General features: G+C 57.8%; 16 protein-coding genes and 1 pseudogene. 6 read left to right on the top strand and 11 right to left on the bottom strand.

Features of this window, described 5'->3' with window-relative positions; genetic code table 11:
- From MBELCI_RS15670 to MBELCI_RS20515, 7 genes are all read right to left on the bottom strand, one after another.
- Positions 1-430, bottom strand: a 430-nt coding sequence (locus tag MBELCI_RS15670) for a hypothetical protein (RefSeq protein WP_131505577.1), incomplete at its 3' end; no start/stop codon positions are given.
- A 1,005-nt stretch (positions 431-1,435) separates the two neighbouring features.
- Complete coding sequence (locus MBELCI_RS15660; RefSeq protein WP_045320315.1) at positions 1,436-2,545, bottom strand: hypothetical protein; 1,110 nt, start codon at positions 2,543-2,545, stop codon at positions 1,436-1,438.
- Positions 2,546-3,167: 622 nt separating this feature from the next.
- On the bottom strand, positions 3,168-5,714 hold the full coding sequence (locus MBELCI_RS15655) for a CHAT domain-containing tetratricopeptide repeat protein (RefSeq protein ID WP_021695220.1): 2,547 nt from the start codon (positions 5,712-5,714) through the stop codon (positions 3,168-3,170).
- 337 nt (positions 5,715-6,051) lie between these two features.
- Positions 6,052-6,741, bottom strand: a complete 690-nt coding sequence (locus MBELCI_RS20815) for a hypothetical protein (protein ID WP_145973720.1) — start codon at positions 6,739-6,741, stop codon at positions 6,052-6,054.
- A gap of 107 nt (positions 6,742-6,848) precedes the next feature.
- Positions 6,849-9,107, bottom strand: coding sequence for an HsdM family class I SAM-dependent methyltransferase (locus tag MBELCI_RS20105; protein ID WP_021695219.1), 2,259 nt, complete (start codon positions 9,105-9,107; stop codon positions 6,849-6,851).
- Positions 9,067-9,753, bottom strand: coding sequence for a hypothetical protein (locus MBELCI_RS20810; RefSeq protein WP_131505574.1), 687 nt, complete (start codon positions 9,751-9,753; stop codon positions 9,067-9,069). The genes MBELCI_RS20105 and MBELCI_RS20810 overlap by 41 nt, the downstream gene beginning before the upstream one ends.
- Positions 9,754-9,900: 147 nt before the next feature.
- On the bottom strand, positions 9,901-10,362 hold the full coding sequence (locus MBELCI_RS20515) for a MerR family transcriptional regulator (protein ID WP_131505573.1): 462 nt from the start codon (positions 10,360-10,362) through the stop codon (positions 9,901-9,903).
- A gap of 423 nt (positions 10,363-10,785) precedes the next feature.
- Here MBELCI_RS20515 and MBELCI_RS20805 point away from each other — a divergent pair, with 423 nt between their 5' ends.
- Both MBELCI_RS20805 and MBELCI_RS15630 read left to right on the top strand, forming a co-directional pair.
- On the top strand, positions 10,786-11,007 hold the full coding sequence (locus MBELCI_RS20805) for a hypothetical protein (RefSeq protein WP_131505571.1): 222 nt from the start codon (positions 10,786-10,788) through the stop codon (positions 11,005-11,007).
- Between the two features lie 184 nt (positions 11,008-11,191).
- Complete coding sequence (locus tag MBELCI_RS15630; protein ID WP_021695217.1) at positions 11,192-11,470, top strand: hypothetical protein; 279 nt, start codon at positions 11,192-11,194, stop codon at positions 11,468-11,470.
- Positions 11,471-11,768: 298 nt separating this feature from the next.
- On the opposite strand, the gene MBELCI_RS15625 is transcribed toward MBELCI_RS15630, so the two are convergent.
- From MBELCI_RS15625 to MBELCI_RS15615, 3 genes are all read right to left on the bottom strand, one after another.
- Complete coding sequence (locus tag MBELCI_RS15625) at positions 11,769-12,161, bottom strand: hypothetical protein (RefSeq protein ID WP_131505569.1); 393 nt, start codon at positions 12,159-12,161, stop codon at positions 11,769-11,771.
- A 397-nt stretch (positions 12,162-12,558) separates the two neighbouring features.
- Positions 12,559-12,885 carry an H-NS histone family protein gene (locus MBELCI_RS15620; RefSeq protein WP_021695216.1) on the bottom strand — a complete coding sequence of 109 codons (327 nt, stop codon included), beginning with the start codon at positions 12,883-12,885 and terminating at the stop codon, positions 12,559-12,561.
- A gap of 450 nt (positions 12,886-13,335) precedes the next feature.
- Positions 13,336-14,670 carry a DUF7986 domain-containing protein gene (locus tag MBELCI_RS15615; protein WP_021695215.1) on the bottom strand — a complete coding sequence of 445 codons (1,335 nt, stop codon included), beginning with the start codon at positions 14,668-14,670 and terminating at the stop codon, positions 13,336-13,338.
- Positions 14,671-14,857: 187 nt separating this feature from the next.
- On the opposite strand from MBELCI_RS15615, the gene MBELCI_RS15610 reads away from it, so the two are divergent.
- A complete protein-coding gene (locus MBELCI_RS15610) occupies positions 14,858-15,454 on the top strand; it encodes a DNA-3-methyladenine glycosylase (RefSeq protein ID WP_045320319.1) in 597 nt (198 codons plus the stop codon).
- 104 nt (positions 15,455-15,558) lie between these two features.
- The gene (locus MBELCI_RS15605; protein ID WP_045320308.1) at positions 15,559-15,804 is read left to right on the top strand and encodes a hypothetical protein; all 246 of its coding nucleotides are present in this window, start codon (positions 15,559-15,561) and stop codon (positions 15,802-15,804) included.
- 177 nt (positions 15,805-15,981) lie between these two features.
- Here MBELCI_RS15605 and MBELCI_RS21960 read toward each other — a convergent pair.
- A pseudogene (locus MBELCI_RS21960) lies at positions 15,982-16,166 on the bottom strand (IS5/IS1182 family transposase); the annotation flags it as partial.
- A gap of 383 nt (positions 16,167-16,549) precedes the next feature.
- On the opposite strand from MBELCI_RS21960, the gene MBELCI_RS15595 reads away from it, so the two are divergent.
- Both MBELCI_RS15595 and MBELCI_RS15590 read left to right on the top strand, forming a co-directional pair.
- On the top strand, positions 16,550-17,296 hold the full coding sequence (locus MBELCI_RS15595) for a M48 family metallopeptidase (protein ID WP_021695213.1): 747 nt from the start codon (positions 16,550-16,552) through the stop codon (positions 17,294-17,296).
- Positions 17,297-17,411: 115 nt separating this feature from the next.
- On the top strand, positions 17,412-18,028 hold a 617-nt coding region (locus MBELCI_RS15590; RefSeq protein ID WP_045320306.1), incomplete at its 3' end, for an IS256 family transposase.

Genomic DNA, 18,028 nt, shown 5'->3' with positions numbered 1-18,028 from the left:
GCCGTCGAGCAGGGTTTCCAGAGCGGCCGGATCGTCGCTGTCTTCCACCGTTTCGGGGAATACATCCCTGCCGCGCGGCGAGGATGTTGGGCGGACTCAGGCCTGCACGCACCCACGTCCCGGAGACCGCCAGGCTTCCCCTGAGGCTCAGGTCATTCGATGTGACCAGCTTGCCGAGCTGCGCCTCAAGGCTCTCGATAAACAGCGCGCCGCGCCGCTGGCCGTTCTCCCGCGCCATCCGGGCCTCATCGAGCACCGTGCCGAGCAGCTGGCTCATGTGCTCTTCGTCATGCCCGGCTGTCGTGCTGCCGGCCATCTGGGCCAGCAGCGCCGCCGCGTCCTCCGGCCTTTCCAGAAGCGCGCGGCTGATCCGTTTCAGTTCCGCGGCATGCGCCCTTGGATCGGGAGCCTGCGCGAGGGCAACAAGCATGGTCGTGACTGAAGGAGACAGCATGGCGATCCCGCAAAAGCTGAAGATAACTGGGGGTGACCCTGCATGGAGGGACGCCACGCTACAAGCGGGTGGCGATCACTCGGCTGCAGGAGGGCATGTTAGCTGCCCCTCCTCGGCGCGATCCGGAGCCTCAAGCCATCATGCGATATCGAATGCAGGAGAGCCCATGACCACCTTCGAGATCATTCTGTCGATCGCCTCCGTCGTCGTTGCCCTCGGGGTGAGCCTTTGGATGCGTCACCTCGGGAACCCCACCGGACGGCGGTCGGCCGAGGGAGCTCGAACGTCTCCAGCGCTTCCTCGACTCTGCCCCCTATGAAAACCTCGACAAGGTCATGCGGCCGGGCTGGCGCGACCGCGATTGACTAGGGCGACAGCCCAGCTCGGACTGCCTCTTGGCGCCTCGCGGCTCCGCGGCGGCATCCCCATGCAAAACCTGACCGATCGATGGGATGAGGCCAGTGCCGCCAACGGAGGCGAACGCCATCCGGCGCAGCTCCACCTCGTCTATTTGGAGGCCGGTCACGCCCTGCCCTTCCGACGTCTCTGCTCGATATTGGGCAACGATCACTTTTGTCTGGGCCAGCAGCGACGGGACCTCCCGTGTTCCATTGTCGGCGCCCTGTCGCTCCCTCTGGCTTCTGGCGAGGTTCTCGTCGCCTCTTGTGCGCATGGGCGTGTTTGGAGGGGACTGAGTAGTTGTCCGGGTAACTCCCTCTTCCTCCCCGAGCCTTCGGCAGAGCGAAGCTCCTTGTAGTGAGCACGAACCTGTCTCACCCAGATGCTCTTGGGCTTCCCGCATGTTTGACGTCTCTGCATCGGCCTTTTGCCGGCGATACCAGGTGGCCCGCGAAATCCCCTGCGCCTCCCACGGCTTCGTGCGCGATAACGCGTTCGCAGCGAGATAGCTCGCCCGTGTCACGGCTCCGGAGGCCGCTCGGCGCATTCGTTGCCGTCCGGCTTTCCGGCGCTTGCGTTCCATCATGGAGAAGATCTGCCGCAGGCCGAGCGCACGCGCCATCTCGTCCGAGACGCAGAGCAGGTCGGCAAGTGTGGCGCCGGCATAATGATAGCGGCCGTCCGACATCGGTGATCCGCTTCGGGGAAGCGCTGCCCTTTCCGCGGCATGCTTGGCGATGGCACCCACTTCGTTGGTGGAGAGCCCGGGGTCGCGATGCTCGCCATCGCATGGGTTCGCGCGTCGACATCCCCGGGGTTCTCTTGATGCGTCAGGCAGGTGGCCCACAGGTGCAGCCATGTGTTCCGGTGGCCGACCGGCACACGACCGCCCCAAGCATCCAGCAGGCGTTCCAAGTCTTCTTGAATTGCGACGAAGCGCTGGCCGGGGCTCAGCCTGGACCGGCGCGACCCGCCCTTCCACGAAGACGCCTTCTGTCTCTTTCGGGCCTGCAGTTCCCGGCGGGTCGGTCGACCGGAAGCGATGTAGATCCGGTCCGCGAGGTCCTCGAAGGAATGGCGCTGCAGGCTTCCGCCAAGGATCTCGACCGTGCGGCCGCTCTTGAGGTTGATCGAGCCCGGAATTCGAAACACCCGGGCGGTGTCGCAGCAGCGAGGATCCGCGCCGTGGCTGCGATACAGGCCGATGAGCGCCTTCTGCGCGGCGCTCCAGCGCCGTCTGGCCCTCGGGGGCAAATCGTTGATCAACCAGATGGCCGCAAGCCCGCGCCCCGTGAAGTTCACAAAGGACGGGGCCGGCAGACCGCGGTGCTCGACATCGCGGGTGAACGCCTGCGCCCAGGCTGCCGGATCCGAGGCGAGGGCCCGGGGTGCGAGGTCGACGTCGAGGTCCAGGTAAAGAGCATTCAGGGCGGCCAGTCGCCGGTCCCGACGGGGGCCATGAAAGCGGTTCAGGGTAATGTAGGCGGCTGTGTCAACGCAGCACTCGGCGATCCAGGGCGCCTCATAGGTTCGGTAAATTCTGCTGTGCATCCGCATGCCGGCTACGGACGTCATGATCGTCGGCTTTCCGATCGCAGCGATCGGATGGAGCAGCTGCACGTAGTCTGCCGTGGTCAGCAGCTGCGCCACCGGCTTGGCGTCGAGGAGATGAGTGGGATCCAAATGTTCCATGCCGGGGAACTGGGTTCATGGCACGGGCTACAGAAATGTCTGTCAAGAAACGCTTCGTCGTGGAGCGTGGCCGTATCCTGAACTATTCAAGGTCCCAATCTGGGGTGCACGTAGAGGGCCGATTGCATTGAATAGGTAGGTCGGGCGGGGAGCTGACATTCGCTGCGTCTTGGATGAACGGGGGCCGTGCGCAGGGAGCGGACTTTGCAGAGCCGAGGCCTCTGAGCAGCTGAGCCGGACGCTCTCGGCCCTAAGCCGACCTTGCTGACCGACGCAGCGAAGGTCAGGACCGAGCCCTTCTTACCGTGCTGAACATGGAGTCTTCTGCGGGTGCAGTAAGCGTGCAGTGGCATAATCGGCCCAGAGCGGACGGTGGCTGAACGGGAATGCTGCTCTGCAGCGCTCCCGTATGCGGACGTTCATTACTTTGCTCGTGAACCTCCGATCGAAAGAGTCAGCGCCCCAGATAAAAAAACGCTATTCCTCCGCCCAATTATAAATGTCGAGTATCAAAAGGATCTACCCAGTCGCAGGGCGTCGGATGCGAACGGGGAGATGACAAAAACCTGGCAGTAGGTGGACTGATAATCCGCAGTAACGCCCAGATTAGCATCGGCGCAGGTCATAGCAGGCTGTGGATCGCCATGGCACCGCCCAGATAAGGGTGGCTGAATGCACCATGCTGTGGCGCGTTGGCAAGCCGCTTGGTCGCTGCCTCCCGGTCGGCCGAATCCGCAATTATCGACAGCGCTGCGATGGCCTCGTCCCGGGTGACCAAATGAAGCCGTGCCATCGCCGACGTAACTGCGCTGGATGGCGACAGACCGTCACCAAGTCCCTCGCCAGAAAACCGCGAGAAAAGATACTGCGCCGTATCACTCGTCCGCCACGCGCTTGCACAGGCGATGGCGCAGCCGCTGAGCAGTGACCATGCCGGAAAGCTCACCGCGTCGGCTGTGCGGAATCTCTGCTGGAAATTGCGAGCTGATCCGGCACCGGAATAGCAGGCGTTGAGCAGCACAAGCCGCAGGCCGAGGCTGTCGCCATATGCCTGCAGCTGCCTGATCGATACTGGATGCGGGGCTTCGCCACCGATCGATGCAAAATACGGATCGGTGTAGTTGATTAGCGGCGTCCCGTGCGTCGAGACCATCAACACCTCTGCATCGCCAAGCAGTTCCGGGAGTTCCTCCGTTGCACCGGTGTCAATGACAACCGGCGGCGGAAGATTCGCCGCATCCGCGAATGCAATCGCCTCGTGGCGGGGCAGCACCAAATCACCGTCGCGGTCGACGACAGCCGCGACACCTCCACTTATCTGACGAGGCTCGACCGACAGCACCAACGCCGCGATGTGCCGGACCTCAAACATGCCCTGCCGCATGCGCTCAAGGAGGCGTGGATGTCGCATGGCCAGCGCGGTCATCGGCGGGGACGGACTGAAATCCTGCAGATAGCGGATCGAGCGAACACCGCCTGCGGCAAGGTCGTCGAGGACTGGCCCAAGTAGCGGAGACACTGTATCAAGCCAACTATCCAGCGCGTTGGCGAATTCCTGTCGCCCAGTCTCGCCACACGAGAAACGCAGCTGCGCCACAGCCCAGTCGGACCGCGTGTCCGCAGGCAGGGCGGTTCGCCGGTATCGGTCGCCATAGAACGACCACAAAAGCGGGTCGCCGGCATGGGTGATCGCCATAATGCAATCTCCTTCGGCCAGCCGTTTGCGAGCCGCGTCGATCATCGCAACTTGGCCAGCTTGGCCGAGGGCCGGACCGGAACGGCCATCGAGCGACGCGATGATCTGAGAGAGCCTGTCCCACTGATCACCGACTGGGTTTCTCCAGTCCCAGACATCGTCATATTTCTCCAAGAAGCCGAACAGATGCGGCACTCCTTCGCCGCGCAGACACTCGAGCGCCTGTTCGAGCGCGACCACTTCGTCTGTCTGCACCAGTGTCGCCGTTTTCCGGCTCCACTCAAGTAGCGCCAGCCAGTCTCCAAGAGCATTTCCGCGGCAGGCGACAAGTGCCTCGAGTGCTTCACATGCCGGCCCTTCGTCAGGCATGGCGGCCATCAGTTTGTCGAAACGCGGAAGGTAGCGCTCGCGTAGGCCGCGCCGGTGATGGAAGCGTAAAACATCACGAAGCACTTCATCGAGAGCGCGGGCCGCGGCGGCAAGCGCTGGACCTACGGCACAGGCGTCGCCGCTTTCAGCGCAGATTCGCGCCGCGACAAGTTCCAATTCGAGGATAGCCTCCGGGTCACTGTTCCCATCGTGCGCGTGTCTGGCTTTGGCGATCATTGACTGTGCATCGACGAAGTTTCCGGCCTCGCGTAGACAGGCCGCGAGGTTGGCCATCAGCACCGGGCCGATATCACTGCCGGCCTCCGCTTCATTCATTGCGCGCCTCAGATAATTTTCACCGTTCACGGTGTCACCGTTCCGCATGAAGGCGGTGCCGAGATTGGCGAGTAGCTCCACCGGCAGTCTGGCGTCGAGTTCGGCAAGGATCGCGAGCGCCTCTCGGCCCATCTTGACCGCAAAATCTGCATCGCCTTCCTCTAATGAAACGACAACTGCTGCTTGGAGCGCGCGCGCCAGCAAGGGCCGCGACCCGACCTCATACGCCTTGCTCTCGACATCGACGATGGTGCGATAGGCGGCCTGCGAGGCGCCGTGCCGAGAGTAGAGCAGTGCGCTCCGCAGCTTCAGATCGCCGAGTTCATCCCAGAGAGCAAAATGTTCGAGCAACCCCGCGGCAGCGCGGAGCACCACCGGATGGTGATCAATGCTCGATGCGACGGAGCCGGTATCTTCAACCGCGGCGTTTAATATCTCGAGCACTACCTCCCGCGTATCATCAGTGTCGTCGGCGCGGGCAAGCATATCGAGTGCTTCGAATGCCCCGTGGACATCCCCGGCAGTATACTTGGCACGGGCAGTCAGCTCGAGGAAAAGCAGCCGCTCCCATTGCATGTCGCGCCGATGCATCAGGGCGGCGATTGCCCTTGCTACATTGCCCACATGTCGGGGATTATGACCGCAATTCGTGATTAGTTCATTGTAAAGGTCAACGGCGTCATCGAACTCAGACGTCCTATCCAGATGCTGGCGCAGCCGGCTCTCGAATGCTTCGGGCGAAAGGGGTAGCCAGTCCTGCCAGTCCAATGTTGTTTGCCCCCGTTATAGATCTGCTCGTGCGCATCGGTAATCGACCTATCCAGTAATGTGTCTATAAAGACACTATGTGATCCTTAGGTCTGTCTCAACGCCTACCAACAAGAGCTGGGTTTGCCCAACGCTGATTTCGGCCCAAAGTGGACCGTCGGCTACGTCGAATCTGACTTCTGCTTCGTCGCTTTTCCGGTCGTTCCGGCATCTTGAACGTTATCCGAGAGCGTCATTTTGCCTTTTGCAGAAAGGCCTCTCAAGCAAACATCTACCTGCTGGAGCTATCCAGATTCCCCTAGCGTATAAATGAGGTTCTGGAGATTTGTGCTGCCAGTCAAACAGCCGCGGGCCCGATTACAACCGGCCCGAAGACCATTTCAAAATGCAGCATCGACACTGGGCTCAAGTTTAGTGCGGCGCGATCGTGTTGGGAATAAGTGATCGGCGACACATGAGAACCGAATTTGAAGCTTACGTCGCAGACATGCAAAGGCGTTGGAAGATATATCCCGAGCGCGTTGTCGATATCAGCCTTGTAGGAGCCCGACCCAAAATCGATCGTATAAGCCAACATGCCGGCAACGGGCGCCCGGGAATATGGGCTGTCGGTTGTAAAAAAACACCCCATCCCCTCTCCTGCGAGGTATCGATTGTCAATATCTCCTTTTGTGGTTAGGGGTTTTGCTTCAATTGCAATCTCCGGCGCGCCATCTCCAATCTGCGAATAAAAGAGAAAATCTGCTTTCTTCGAATTACGTCCAGTCCGCTGAGAATCCTCGATCTGGTGTTCCACTTCGAATACTGCTTCATGCGCGCGTAACATATGTGAAGCAGGGAGTTGGCGACGCAGTCGCCGAACGATGTGGCCAAGCTCGGTTGTGATTGCATCCTCAATCGGGATTTGGATGATACTTCCTTTTTTGGATTTCGTTTTGGGTGTGCTGAGTGCTCCGCGTTTCTGGCAGAACTCAGACCACGTTTTTGTCGATTTGAGTTCATCGGCAGCCTGGTAGACTAGGGACACGGCCTCCTGAATGAAGCAGCTCCACGTGTCGGCTTGGATCGAGGGCATGCCGTTCGCGCGCAAACGTTCTGGTAGAGACATGAGAGTAAAGTTTTGGCCTGTCACGATCATTGTGCCATGAATGCCGAGAAGATCTTTTGGCTATCAGCTACTGCGCTGTCGATGGTCCAGCGATAGTATTCCAACGGCTTGACCACTGTGACAATGGATTTCTGATTATTTGCGCGCAGCGACAAACTGTCAGTAAATGCATTGCCACTATCTCCGAAATATATCTCAATCGCGCTGCTACAGGCGGCCGCCAGATCAGGAGGTGGTTCAACTGTTCCAAGGTAGTGGACGGCAAGCGCCCCAACGCCAGATTCAGGCGCATCTAGGTAGTCAACAGCGAAAGCATTATTGCGACCGGATAGGCTCGCAAGTTGTTCTATAACTGTGTCCATGTAGCAGTCGAGTCCCCCCGGCTTCGGTAGTGTCAGCGCCTCGTTGGGAATATCCCCATCTTGGAAGCCCATTCGAAAACCTATGAATTCGTAGACCGCTTTCTGCATCTCTTCAGTCAAGCCGAGGAGGTTCATTAGATAAGTATCTAACGTGTCGGCCTTTTCAGCTAAGATTCCGTCGATCCGGGGATCATCCAGTCCTGAAATTGGCACAGCCAATGCCTTCAGATCCTCAGGTTCAAGATTGCGACGGTCGAGCATCCATCGGCGCCCGGTCGTTGCAATCATATAAAGCCCTAACTGTGATGTTAGATAACGTCCCGCCGCGGCTAGCAATTTCACTTCGCGCTCGCTCACGTCCTTTGCCGGCTTTTTGAAGAAGAAAGCCATGCTGCTCGAGGTAAAGCCGACTGGTTCTAAGACGACCCGAACACTTTTCATGTTTCGCGGAACCAAGAGGATGTTGCCGCTAAATTTCTGCGCATACGAAGGAGCTACCCTCGACAACTGCTCAGGAGGCAACAAGATCATCTCGTCGTGGAACAAACTTCCCTGAGTGCCAGAGGACACTGGATTGTCACCTGTTCCGTCGAACCTACCGTCAGGCGCGTCGAGCAGATAATGTTTTTCGATTCCGGTTTCAGAGGGACTTCCTCCTCGACTTATACCAGCTCCCACTCGAAAGCTAAGAGTCTCGAAGGTCGAAATTTTCTCAAGCTCGACCTGATCTCTGACGAACATTTTGATCTGCCGATCAATCGGGTGCAGAACCAAAGCATCGAACCAGCCACGCGGATCGCGCGCGAGCCGCTCTTGTCGAACATGCTGCACATCAGCGCGGTCGAAAATTATCGTCCACGGTCGCTTTTTTGCCGCAACTGGCTGACTGGTCGACAGCGGTGAGTAAATCCAACACTGGTGCCGTGGCGGTGTCGCGGATTTGCGGAAGAATGCAGCGATCCCGGGGTGCTTGGCCTTTGCAAACAATCGATGACGAAAATGCGCGAAGTTCGCAGCTCCAACGATCGTATAGCGACGGGCCAGTTCTTTCCGAAACTTCCATGAAGTTGGGTTAACGAAGGATTTTGAAGGAATGAGAAAACCGAGATAGCCACCTTCTTCAAGATGCTCAAATAATACCTTCCAAACAAAGAGTTCGGCAACCTGGCCATTTCCAATAGGTGCCATCTGGCTGTTTTTAATCTGCCAATCGATGGCAGCCTTGGATTGAAGCTTCTGGACGGTTTGCCATGGGGGGTTGCCTATAACACAGGATACCATTGGCAGGTCGATCTTGCCCCCATCTTCGAAGAAGTCGGCGTGCAAGATATTATGGCCGACAACTGGCGGAAAGAGTTTTTCTGGATCTTCACCAGCGGCAACCCGCGTCAGGTCGCGCGGATCGACGTAATCAAGCATCGTGAGATAAAGACTAAAGGCAGCCACATTACAAGCGTCGACGTTCCGCTCGACGGCGAAAATATTGCGCGTTAATAGGCCTTTGACATCTTTTATATTTAGCGCTTGGTGCGGGGCAGTTAGCCGAAAGCGTTCAATTATCCTTCGGTAGGCGCCAACCAGAAATACGCCGGAACCAGCAGCAGGGTCAAGCACCTTGACCCCGTCGGTTAGGGCAATCTCTTCTTCAAGCCGGTCGAGCATGAAATCGACAATAAAGGGCGGTGTGTAGAAAGCACCTGAACGGCGGCGTTCACCTTGTTCCAAATTTTCTAGAAACTGCTCGTAGACTGAAGACAGCGTTTCGGTGCGGATGACGCCGAGGTAGAAATCAAGGAAGCTTAGCTGCACCGAACCGCTTGCATCAGGCTCGGAGCCATGCTTCATCACCAACCGCACTAAATTGATATGAGTATGGTCAATTTCAGCGCGATGCGCAGCATTTAGTGGAAAAAACGCTGCCATTAAAGATGGAATCTAGATCGTCGAATAGTTTGAAAGTTGACAACGTAGTCCATTCACACGTTTGGTCATGAAGGGCAATATCGTCGTGACCGCGAGTGGCCAACCAGGTCTCGTCAATAATTCTTCGATCCGCGAGGAAGAATACGTAAAGAAATCGACCGATCAAACCATTAGCGGCTCCAGGTGATAGAGCGGTCGAAACTCCCTGGCCGGCGATTAGAATAGTGCTCAGCGCATTTAGACTTTTCAAAAGTCGGCGATCAACGCGTCCGTCGACGTCGATCGAATGATCGCGCCAGAATAGCGAGGTGCGCAACTTTACAGCTCTAAGATCCCATAGGTTATGAGCGATGTCCTCGTTCGGTCGCATCGACTGTAATGACTCGTCAGGAAGCTCCTGCAGCTGCGATAAATCATACTGATGGACGGTCTTGATCCAATCAGTGTGGGCATAGGAAAATCCGTGACAAACATAGATTTGATCGCCGGTGACAATCAGGAGATATGGCGCAATTCCTTGACTCCAGACACGCCGATTAATTTCCTGTGCAGCAAATGAATCCTCTGCAAGCGATACATATACAAGAGGCGTAGACCCAGCGTTGGAATCCGGGGCGCGTAAACAGAACGCTCCAACGAGAGCCATCTCGTCGCGCGCCTGCTGTAAAGCAAAGCGATGGCTTTTCAGCTGATCTATGTCGTCGGCGGCAATCCAGCCGCTGTCGTTGTTGTAGCCTAGTTTTTTTTAACAGTGTCGCAAGTGCGCGGCGTTGCTGATCGTCGGCTATCGACATCATCGAATACTCGACACAGGAAAAAGCGGTAGTTGCATTGTCGGCTCTGCAACGCCGAAAGCCTTGACGATATCACGCAGATGCGGCTGTAACATCATCACGATCATCGCTTTTTGCGGCGACGCCAATAAATCAGTCTCTTGGACCAGCGACGGGCCATGTGTCAACGAGAAGACTGCGGCCTTCTTCCAAAGAGCTTGCAGGGATTCACCTTGAAGTGCATTCTGAATACCCTTGAGGTTCTGCTTATGAGCAGAGAGTTCCACTCCAAGATCATCCTGCAGGCTTTTCGCGAGTCTCAATATCAAAAGTGTGCGCCACGAAAAACGAGCTTGCGTGCCTTTGCCTCTCGCGGGGATGTCGGGCTCAACGAGCCCGCGCCGACCAGTCCATTCACGTAGTCTATTGTGCGTAAGGCCCGCTATCGCGCGCGCGTCAGCCGAGCCAATCATCTGCATCATCCCGTCCCCATGGTCCACGGAATGGGTATCATACCCATAGTTGACGGTAAAGCGCTGCCAGGAGCTCCATCTGACAGATCCATCGAGAAGTATCCGCGATTGTCAAAACCTGCGAGTTTTTTCTCCGGGCCCAGAACGGTCGTTTGTTACGTTCGCAGCGAACCACCGCTCTCCGCTCTCCGCTCTTCGTCCGAGAAGTCCTCGTAGCTGCGGCGAAAACTATGCAGATGCAGCGAAGGTCTGGAAGGTCCGCTCAGCGGTCATTGATGCGCATTGCAGCGAAGGGCCGCTCCGAGCCCTTCCGCGACGTTCAAGCTCGGAGGCTGAGTTGCGGCGACGCCTCGAACTCCCCGATGATCAGTGGGAGACGGTTGAAAGCCCAGCCGACTTCACGGCTGAAGCACGCGGCATGTATTAGGGATCGTGGTCGATGATCGCTGCTACAAAGCGGCCGGCAGTCTTACGGATCAACAGCTCCTCGAAGCTGGCATGTCTGCGCACGACATCATTGCCCTGCCCGAGCTTGGCACGAAAGAGCGCGCAGATGCCGTCATCGCGATCGCGAAATCCGGCGCCGCTCCGGACCTGTCTTGGTATTTCAGCAAATGGCTTCGCGTTCCAGCTGATGACAAAGACTGCCCCTGAGTTTCCTCAGCAATATCAGGGATAAGCGGCGTTGGTGTCGCTACGCCCTATGAGCGCGACCAAGCCCCGCTCCGAGGCGCGAGGCGACAAGGGCCACTAGCAGCAGCTCGATCGACTAGATTTATATTTTTATACAAAGGTATATTCTTATAAATATATAAACATACAGAGTGGATTATGGATTATGGATGACGCTGAGCGAAAGATCGACGAGATGACCGCGGAGTTGCGAGCGCGCTTCGAGAACGAATTCGGCGATCCTGCGGAGATGCTTGCACAGCCTAGCCTGCAACCGGTGCTTGAGGCGCTGGACCCAGATTACTCGGAGCTGCAGAAGGCGGCTTGGTTAGTCGCCCCATGCGAGGATCTGGACGACGAAATGCCGTTACGGGCTGTGCAGAAGGGAGAAATCGACCGTGTCGTGCTGGCGGCGCAGCAGACGCGCGACATCACCATCGGATAGCACCGCGCCGAGAGCTTAGCACAGCGGTATCCCTCGGTATCAGGGACGGTATACCGCTTCTCGCGAACCAGCCCTCTGCACTTCGTGGCGCAGCCTTCAACGAAACCTTCGTGAGTGCAAAGGCGTGTTGAGCTAAGGCTCCTGAGGAAATCTTCGGGAGCCGTGCATGCTTAATGTCCGCTCAGCGGACAAAACCGTCGGTCGCTTCGCAGAGGCCCATGGCCGTAGTCAGCGGGAAGCGGACACGCTACCGCTGACCGTCGCGGCGCCACTCTTGCATGAAAGGCGAACAGGCGACCTAACCTGCAGCTTCGATTATTTCCACGCGGGAGATCTGACCGCCGGAGCCATAGATGCGCACCAGAACGAACCCGATAAGCTGACTCCGAATGCGCTCTACAGTGTGGTGACTGCGGTCATACTCGCACTTCCCGGTCATCATTGCTCGACGCTCCGGGCTGGTGAAGAAAGGGTCCGGCTCCTCCCTGTCGGGATTCCCGAACCTGTGCACATTCGCCCGGTCCTGCTGGACGATGGCGCAGACGTCGTTAAGAGGCACGCCTTGAGAGCTATAAGTATCTCGGGGACTTAGTGTCGTGAAATACTCGAACATGACGCTCTGCGCATTCGCCGGGCTGTGGTTCATATCAACCAGCAAGATCAATGAAAGCGCAACTGAAATATATCTCATCAATAATCCTCCCAGAAATAGGCTGACCCCAGAACTCAACGGCCATGGCTCAGCCAATCACGAACGGGCGACCGAGGGCTATCTCAAATGTCCGAAGCCAGCCCACAGTCGCCAGTCGGCTGCTGCCATCCTGATGTCCGGTTGCGATCTTGGAGTTGTCGTTCGCCGCGGTGAACATCGAGGTCCGTTTCGGGAGGGAGTGCCGAAAGACAGATGTAGTGAAAGGTTTGAAAATGACGTCAGATCAGGCGGGCATCTTCTTCTATAGGCTGTTCATCCCATGGGGTGGACCACTAAAAACGGTCTTTTTTGGAGGATTGCCTAGTAGAGTATGCAACTCATAGGAAAGACAACCAATGAACCGGCGATACGCGCGGCGCACCGCCGGAGCTCTGCCTTACTTGACGATCAGGAAGTCATCGAGAGACTTGTTTGCCGCCAGCGCATCCTTGATCCACTGGGGCTGGCGCCCACGACCGCTCCAGGTTTGGGTCTTATCATCGGGGTTGCGGTATTTGGGCGGGTTGATCGACTTGGAGGACTTTTCGGTTGAGGCACCGACGAGATCCTTCAGGGAATACCCCGCAGCCTTGGCTGCAGCTTCCGCAGCCGCGAGCGCTTCCTGCCGACGGCGTGCTTCGTAACTCTGAATCGCGGCAGCGGTCTCCTTGTGCAGCTTCTTCAGATCATTGAGATCAAGGTCGCTCAGGTCGAAGTCGTTCATTTGATGTCTTTCGAGTATGCCATTGCTGGCAGGCGCTTAGCCATTCATAAACACTTTATCCAGCCAAAATCGCGCTTGGACCATATGCTTTTCTTGTCCGGTGCGGATTTCATGCTTTGGAAAAGCGTGTAGATAAGCCGCTGGATGGCCTCTTCAACCTCGGTCTGGGAACCCCTTCGGTTTTGCCAAATCTACGTGCATTGACTGGTGCCAGAAGTTTAGCAGGACATTTAGGATCATGTCACGAGATCCAAACAGCCGATATCAAAGCCGTCGGCTAAGGAAAGTCAGGGAAGGACGCATTTATGCCCGAAGCTGCTTTATCCAACTTCCCCACTCTCGGACCAGCCATTCGCCCTCGGTGCAGAATTCGCACGACATCATCGTCTATCATTGGCGAACTTGAACGACTGCTCTACCAAAGGGGGAACAAAAAGATGAGGGTCTTGCTTATCTTCTATGCTCCTGCAGTCCAAGTTCGTCCCACATCCAGCCGAAGTCATACTCACTGATCAGGGCATCACCATTTTGGGCACTGCGGTTCTCTATCAGCTTCAGCCAATCCAGCACCTTTGCGCGGCCAGCTGCGCTACGAACTGCCTGACGGGGCGATTTTCCGCCCAACGCCGGCAACGGCGCGTCCAGCGTTTCGCGGTAGTGTTTGTCCAGGTAGTCGTGCGTGATCTGACGGGCGATCTGCGGCGGAATCTCGTCGGCACCCTCAAGCGTCCGTTCAGGGCGCTCCTCGGCCATCATCTGTTCGACAGTGCGGATCGTGGTCAATGGTGGCTTCAGACGCTCTCCCGCAGCCTCTTTCACCAATGCTTCGACTTTCGCCGCGCGCTCAATCGAGTTTACCGTGACAAGCAGCGACTTGCCCTTCAACTCGAGAGAGCCCAGCACCGTCCTGCCTTCCAACTGGGAATCCAACATGACGCCCTCCGCCTGCGTGTGCGGGCGGGTGCGGCGTGGAGCAAGCCAGTTCCAGAAATGGCGTTTTTCGGGGATCAGAGCCTTGACCCTGTTCAGGCAAGCGGCAACGTCCTTCTGTGTCACGCCCGCTGCCAGCGGAAACCGCAGATCGTGAAACATAACCTCCTCGCCATCCGAGTTGCAGAACGTCGGCTGCGGCGGAAACATGGCGCGCGGCAGCGCGGTGAATAGCCAGGCACTGGTAAAAATCGGCGCGCAGGCATGCAGTTGGTCCGTGGTGAGCCGCAGTGCATCGCGCTTCCTCAGCTTCAGCGCCCCACGCAGTCCGTCAAACAACAACTCGACTGCATCTGGCGAGAACGCCAACAGTGCGCCCGAAATGACGTGGTTGTCGCGTTCGGCCACCACCCGGACCGCGATCCGATCCCATTGCTTCAGCGAACGCGTGGCAGATTGCTCGAGAACGGTCACGGGCTCTGCGCCACCAAGCAGGTCCCGCAACACCATCGATGTCCCCGACTTCACTTCACTGACTTCATACAGGCTGACAGGGGTATCCCGCAGCGCCGCGAAGTAATCCCGATTGAGTGCCGCTTCCTTCCAGCCGCGCCGTTTGAGATAGAGATCGATGATGTTCTCGTCGTCATATCGACGGCCCAGAAAGTCCTCGAACCCGCAGCCCCACAGCACGCCGGGCCATGGCTCTCCGAGAAGTTCGGAAAGCTCTTCATCCTCGAGATCGAATTCCTCGAGCGCAGGCATCAGGTGCTCGGCGACTACATCCTGCAGCCGATCGCGCCAGACCTCGTGGCGGCCAACGAAGTTCAGCAAGTCCGATATGTCGTTGCGCATGCTCATTCCCTGACGCTGAGATTTTGCGAGGGCGATCTATATGGGCTGGATTGAAAGGACGCCAGCGACGTGGCGGTTAATACGCCTACTGCGGCATGTCTGTCCGCTCGGCTGCCTCGCCCTCAGCCGAAACCCACTGCACACTTGATGCATTGGAATGACGTGCCGTGACCTCTTGGAGGTGTTCATGACGAGAATACCTTTCCAGGAGCAAATTGCCGACCTGAGCGCGGTCGCTCTGGCACGCGAGCTGATCGGCGCCAACCTGCTTGTTCGCGGCGCAGGCGGTGTCATCATAGAGACCGAAGCCTACGCACAAGATGATCCAGCCTCCCATAGCTTCCGTGGACCGACGAAACGAAACGCCTCCATGTTCGGGCCGGCGGGGCACGCCTACGTCTACCGCTCTTATGGCATTCATCTCTGCCTCAACGTGGTCGCTCGGCCTGGGGAGGCGGTGCTGATACGAGCCCTTGTCCCACAGATCGGCTTGGCGCTCATGCGAATGCGGCGCGGCAGTGCTGCGCTCTGCAGCGGCCCGGGACGCCTGACGCAGGCGCTCGATATCCGCCCCGAAGACGACGGCACCCCTTTTGACGGGACCGACCTTTCCATCGCCCTTCCTTCCGAAATGCCGGACCTGCTTGTCGGATCCCGCATTGGCATCAGCAAGGCGCAGGATCTGCCATGGCGCTTCGGACTGGCCGGAGCACGGGGTTTTAGTCGGCCGTTCCCACGGCAGCCTGTTATGCTCTCACCCCAAAAGCCGCCAGATGATTTATGAATTTTATTTTGCACTCTGAGTTACAGACCCACCTACCCGATGTGAGGCTGCGACAGCGGCCAATACCATCGACTAAGGCAGATAGCCAAGCAAAGGTAGGCAAAATGAAAGTCACTAACATTCGTATTATCGATGAATTCTTCTTTGAATCCCAGATCGAGACTGAATATGGCAATAAGCGGCTTGTCGTTAGCGGCGAGATTTCTCCTCCTGAGATACTGCACTTTGAAGAGGCCAAGTGGAGAAACGACGGGAGCGACGCCACGAGATTCCTCATGAAGAATCTTGAAAGCATTTCTGATGCCATTTCAAAGGAACTTCAAGCAATCCAATCCATCCACGAGAAGTGAAAAGTTCAGAAACCACCCTAAAAGAAATCACTTGCCGGGATGCAATGCCGCAAGTGATTGCTTCGTGCGGATAAGAAGCTCTCTTACGCCGTAAGAGCAATGACATCGAGGGGGCTGCCGAGCGAGGTAGCCCGAAGCAGCCTCAGGCTTGACTACTCCCTTTTTCGCTTTTTTTCGGCGGACGGCCTTGATCTCGGCCCGTCCGAGGCCGGGAAGCTGTTCATGCTGCCGATGCGGATCTGGATTTCGGCGGTTTGGTGGTCGGGATCTCATGGCATGATCCTCTCGCCGAAGAGCTTGAGGCAGTTCAGCTGGGCCTCGAGACGATTTCGGGGGGTGATAGCCGCCAGCCCATGCCATAAGTGTTGAAAGCTCGACGTCTTAGCAATGACTTGGTGGAACATTTCCACACTCATGCGGTATTTTTATGGGCGCGCGCCGACGAGGCCGCGGCCTCCGTTGCGCCTGATGTTGCCATCTTCTTGTCGTCCATATCGTACTCCCCTGATCCAGAGAAATAGCGCTACGAACTGTCTCAAGAAACCGTGCCCCAGCCCAGCCCTACCCCGTCGCGGACTCTGGCACGCTCGGCCGGCTCGCCGACGCCGCACGCAGCTAGGCCACCTGCCCCTGTTTACGAGCCAAGTCTTCGGCGCGGTCTCCGGCAGCCCTGTCTCGCCCTCCGAGCTTCGGAACGCGAAGAAGAGGGCAGAGTTCGGTGACAACTGGAATAAGGAGCCGCCTGATGTGCCGCTGCTCGATCGACCGTCGCATGATGTTGAAGCTTTCAGGCGCTAGCGCCGCGTCCTTGTTGGGTGGCTGCGATAAAATTGATCTGGTATCAGACGCGACCGTTGAAGCGATGGGGCTTCAAGCTTGGGCAGACATCCGGCAGACCACGGACGTCGCAGCGGACAGGACGCTGCAAGCTGCTCTGGACGACGTGTCGAGGAGATTGCTCCTCGCTGCCCACGAGACGCCGGAGAGTTGGGAAGTGCTGGTTTTTCGCGGCCCTGAGGTGAACGCCTTCGCCCTGCCTGGACGCAAGATCGGCGTCTATGAAGGCATGTTCAATGTGGTGGCGAACGAAGACCAGCTTGCCGTCATCGTCGGTCATGAGATTGGACATGTTCACGCGGAACATAGTCAAGAACGAATGAACGCGGAGGTGGCAAAGGGCTGGGGACTACGTGTGCTGTCGCTACTACTGCAATTCGGTGAGGTGGAATACGCGGCCGAAATCGCTGCCGCGCTTGGAGTTGGTGTCGAATATGGGCTGGTTCTTCCCTACTCGCGCCGTCAGGAGCTGGAGGCCGACCGTCTGGGGCTACACACGATGGCCGAGGCGGGTTTCCGCCCTGAGGAGGCTGTGGCTCTATGGCAACGGATGGATGCAGCGGTTGCCGATCGAGCACCGGAATTTCTCGCAACGCATCCTGCTCCACAGGCCCGCATTGCGGAGATTAAGGCAATACTTTCAGAGCTCAGGTGATATTTCCTTGAATACCTCCATCAGCCTGACATGTCATGAAATGACGCCGGACTGAGAGTGTCAGATCTTCTGTGTATGAGTGATCCGGTCCATGCTTCTTCGAAAGGAAGCATGCATGACGATCTCCAAGGAACTGCTGGACGAACTTCTGAAGGGCGTAGAGCGCCCTGAGGACCTGCTCGGCGAGGCCGGGCTGATGAAAGAGCTGAAGATCAAGCTCATGGAGCGGATGCTCGGCGCCGAGCTGACGGCGCATCTTGGCTATGAAGAGGGCAAGGAAGCCCCACCGGGTCAGAGCAACCGCCGGAATGGCGCCTCGACCAAGGTGCTGAAGGGGCAGGACGGCGAGATGCCGGTAGCGGTGCCCCGCGACCGCGACAGCAGCTTCGAGCCGGAACTGGTGAAGAAGGGCCAGACCCGGATCGACGGGATGGACGACAAGATCATCGGGCTCTACGCAGCCGGCCTGACGGTCCGGGACATCCAGACCCATCTGCTCGATCTCTATGGCCTGAAGGTTTCGCCCGACCTGATCAGTCGCGTCACCGACGCCGTTCTGGACGAGGTTCGGGAATGGCAGAGCCGGGCGCTGGAGCGGATGTATCCGATCGTGATCTTCGACGCGCTGCGCGTGAAGATCCGTGACGCCGACAGCCGGACAGTGAAGAACAAGGCGGTGTATGTCGCCCTCGGCGTCACCCGAGATGGCCAACGCGAGGTTCTGGGCCTCTG

This window comes from Limimaricola cinnabarinus LL-001, assembly GCF_000466965.1.
GTDB classification, from domain to species: Bacteria; Pseudomonadota; Alphaproteobacteria; order Rhodobacterales; family Rhodobacteraceae; genus Limimaricola; species Limimaricola cinnabarinus.
Note: the sequence above shows the minus strand (reverse complement) of the source record. Positions and strands in the feature narration are given on the sequence as shown.

Excerpts from the sequence above, each read along its gene's own strand:
- MBELCI_RS15660 (WP_045320315.1), bottom strand. The coding sequence starts at position 2,545 with ATGGAACATTTGGATCCCACTCATCTCCTCGACGCCAAGCCGGTGGCG.
- MBELCI_RS20105 (WP_021695219.1), bottom strand. The coding sequence starts at position 9,107 with ATGGCAGCGTTTTTTCCACTAAATGCTGCGCATCGCGCTGAAATTGAC.
- MBELCI_RS20810 (WP_131505574.1), bottom strand. The coding sequence starts at position 9,753 with ATGGCTCTCGTTGGAGCGTTCTGTTTACGCGCCCCGGATTCCAACGCT.
- MBELCI_RS20515 (WP_131505573.1), bottom strand. The coding sequence starts at position 10,362 with ATGATGCAGATGATTGGCTCGGCTGACGCGCGCGCGATAGCGGGCCTT.
- MBELCI_RS15630 (WP_021695217.1), top strand. The coding sequence starts at position 11,192 with ATGGATGACGCTGAGCGAAAGATCGACGAGATGACCGCGGAGTTGCGA.
- MBELCI_RS15625 (WP_131505569.1), bottom strand. The coding sequence starts at position 12,161 with ATGAGATATATTTCAGTTGCGCTTTCATTGATCTTGCTGGTTGATATG.
- MBELCI_RS15620 (WP_021695216.1), bottom strand. The coding sequence starts at position 12,885 with ATGAACGACTTCGACCTGAGCGACCTTGATCTCAATGATCTGAAGAAG.
- MBELCI_RS15615 (WP_021695215.1), bottom strand. The coding sequence starts at position 14,670 with ATGCGCAACGACATATCGGACTTGCTGAACTTCGTTGGCCGCCACGAG.
- MBELCI_RS15610 (WP_045320319.1), top strand. The coding sequence starts at position 14,858 with ATGACGAGAATACCTTTCCAGGAGCAAATTGCCGACCTGAGCGCGGTC.
- MBELCI_RS15605 (WP_045320308.1), top strand. The coding sequence starts at position 15,559 with ATGAAAGTCACTAACATTCGTATTATCGATGAATTCTTCTTTGAATCC.
- MBELCI_RS15595 (WP_021695213.1), top strand. The coding sequence starts at position 16,550 with ATGTGCCGCTGCTCGATCGACCGTCGCATGATGTTGAAGCTTTCAGGC.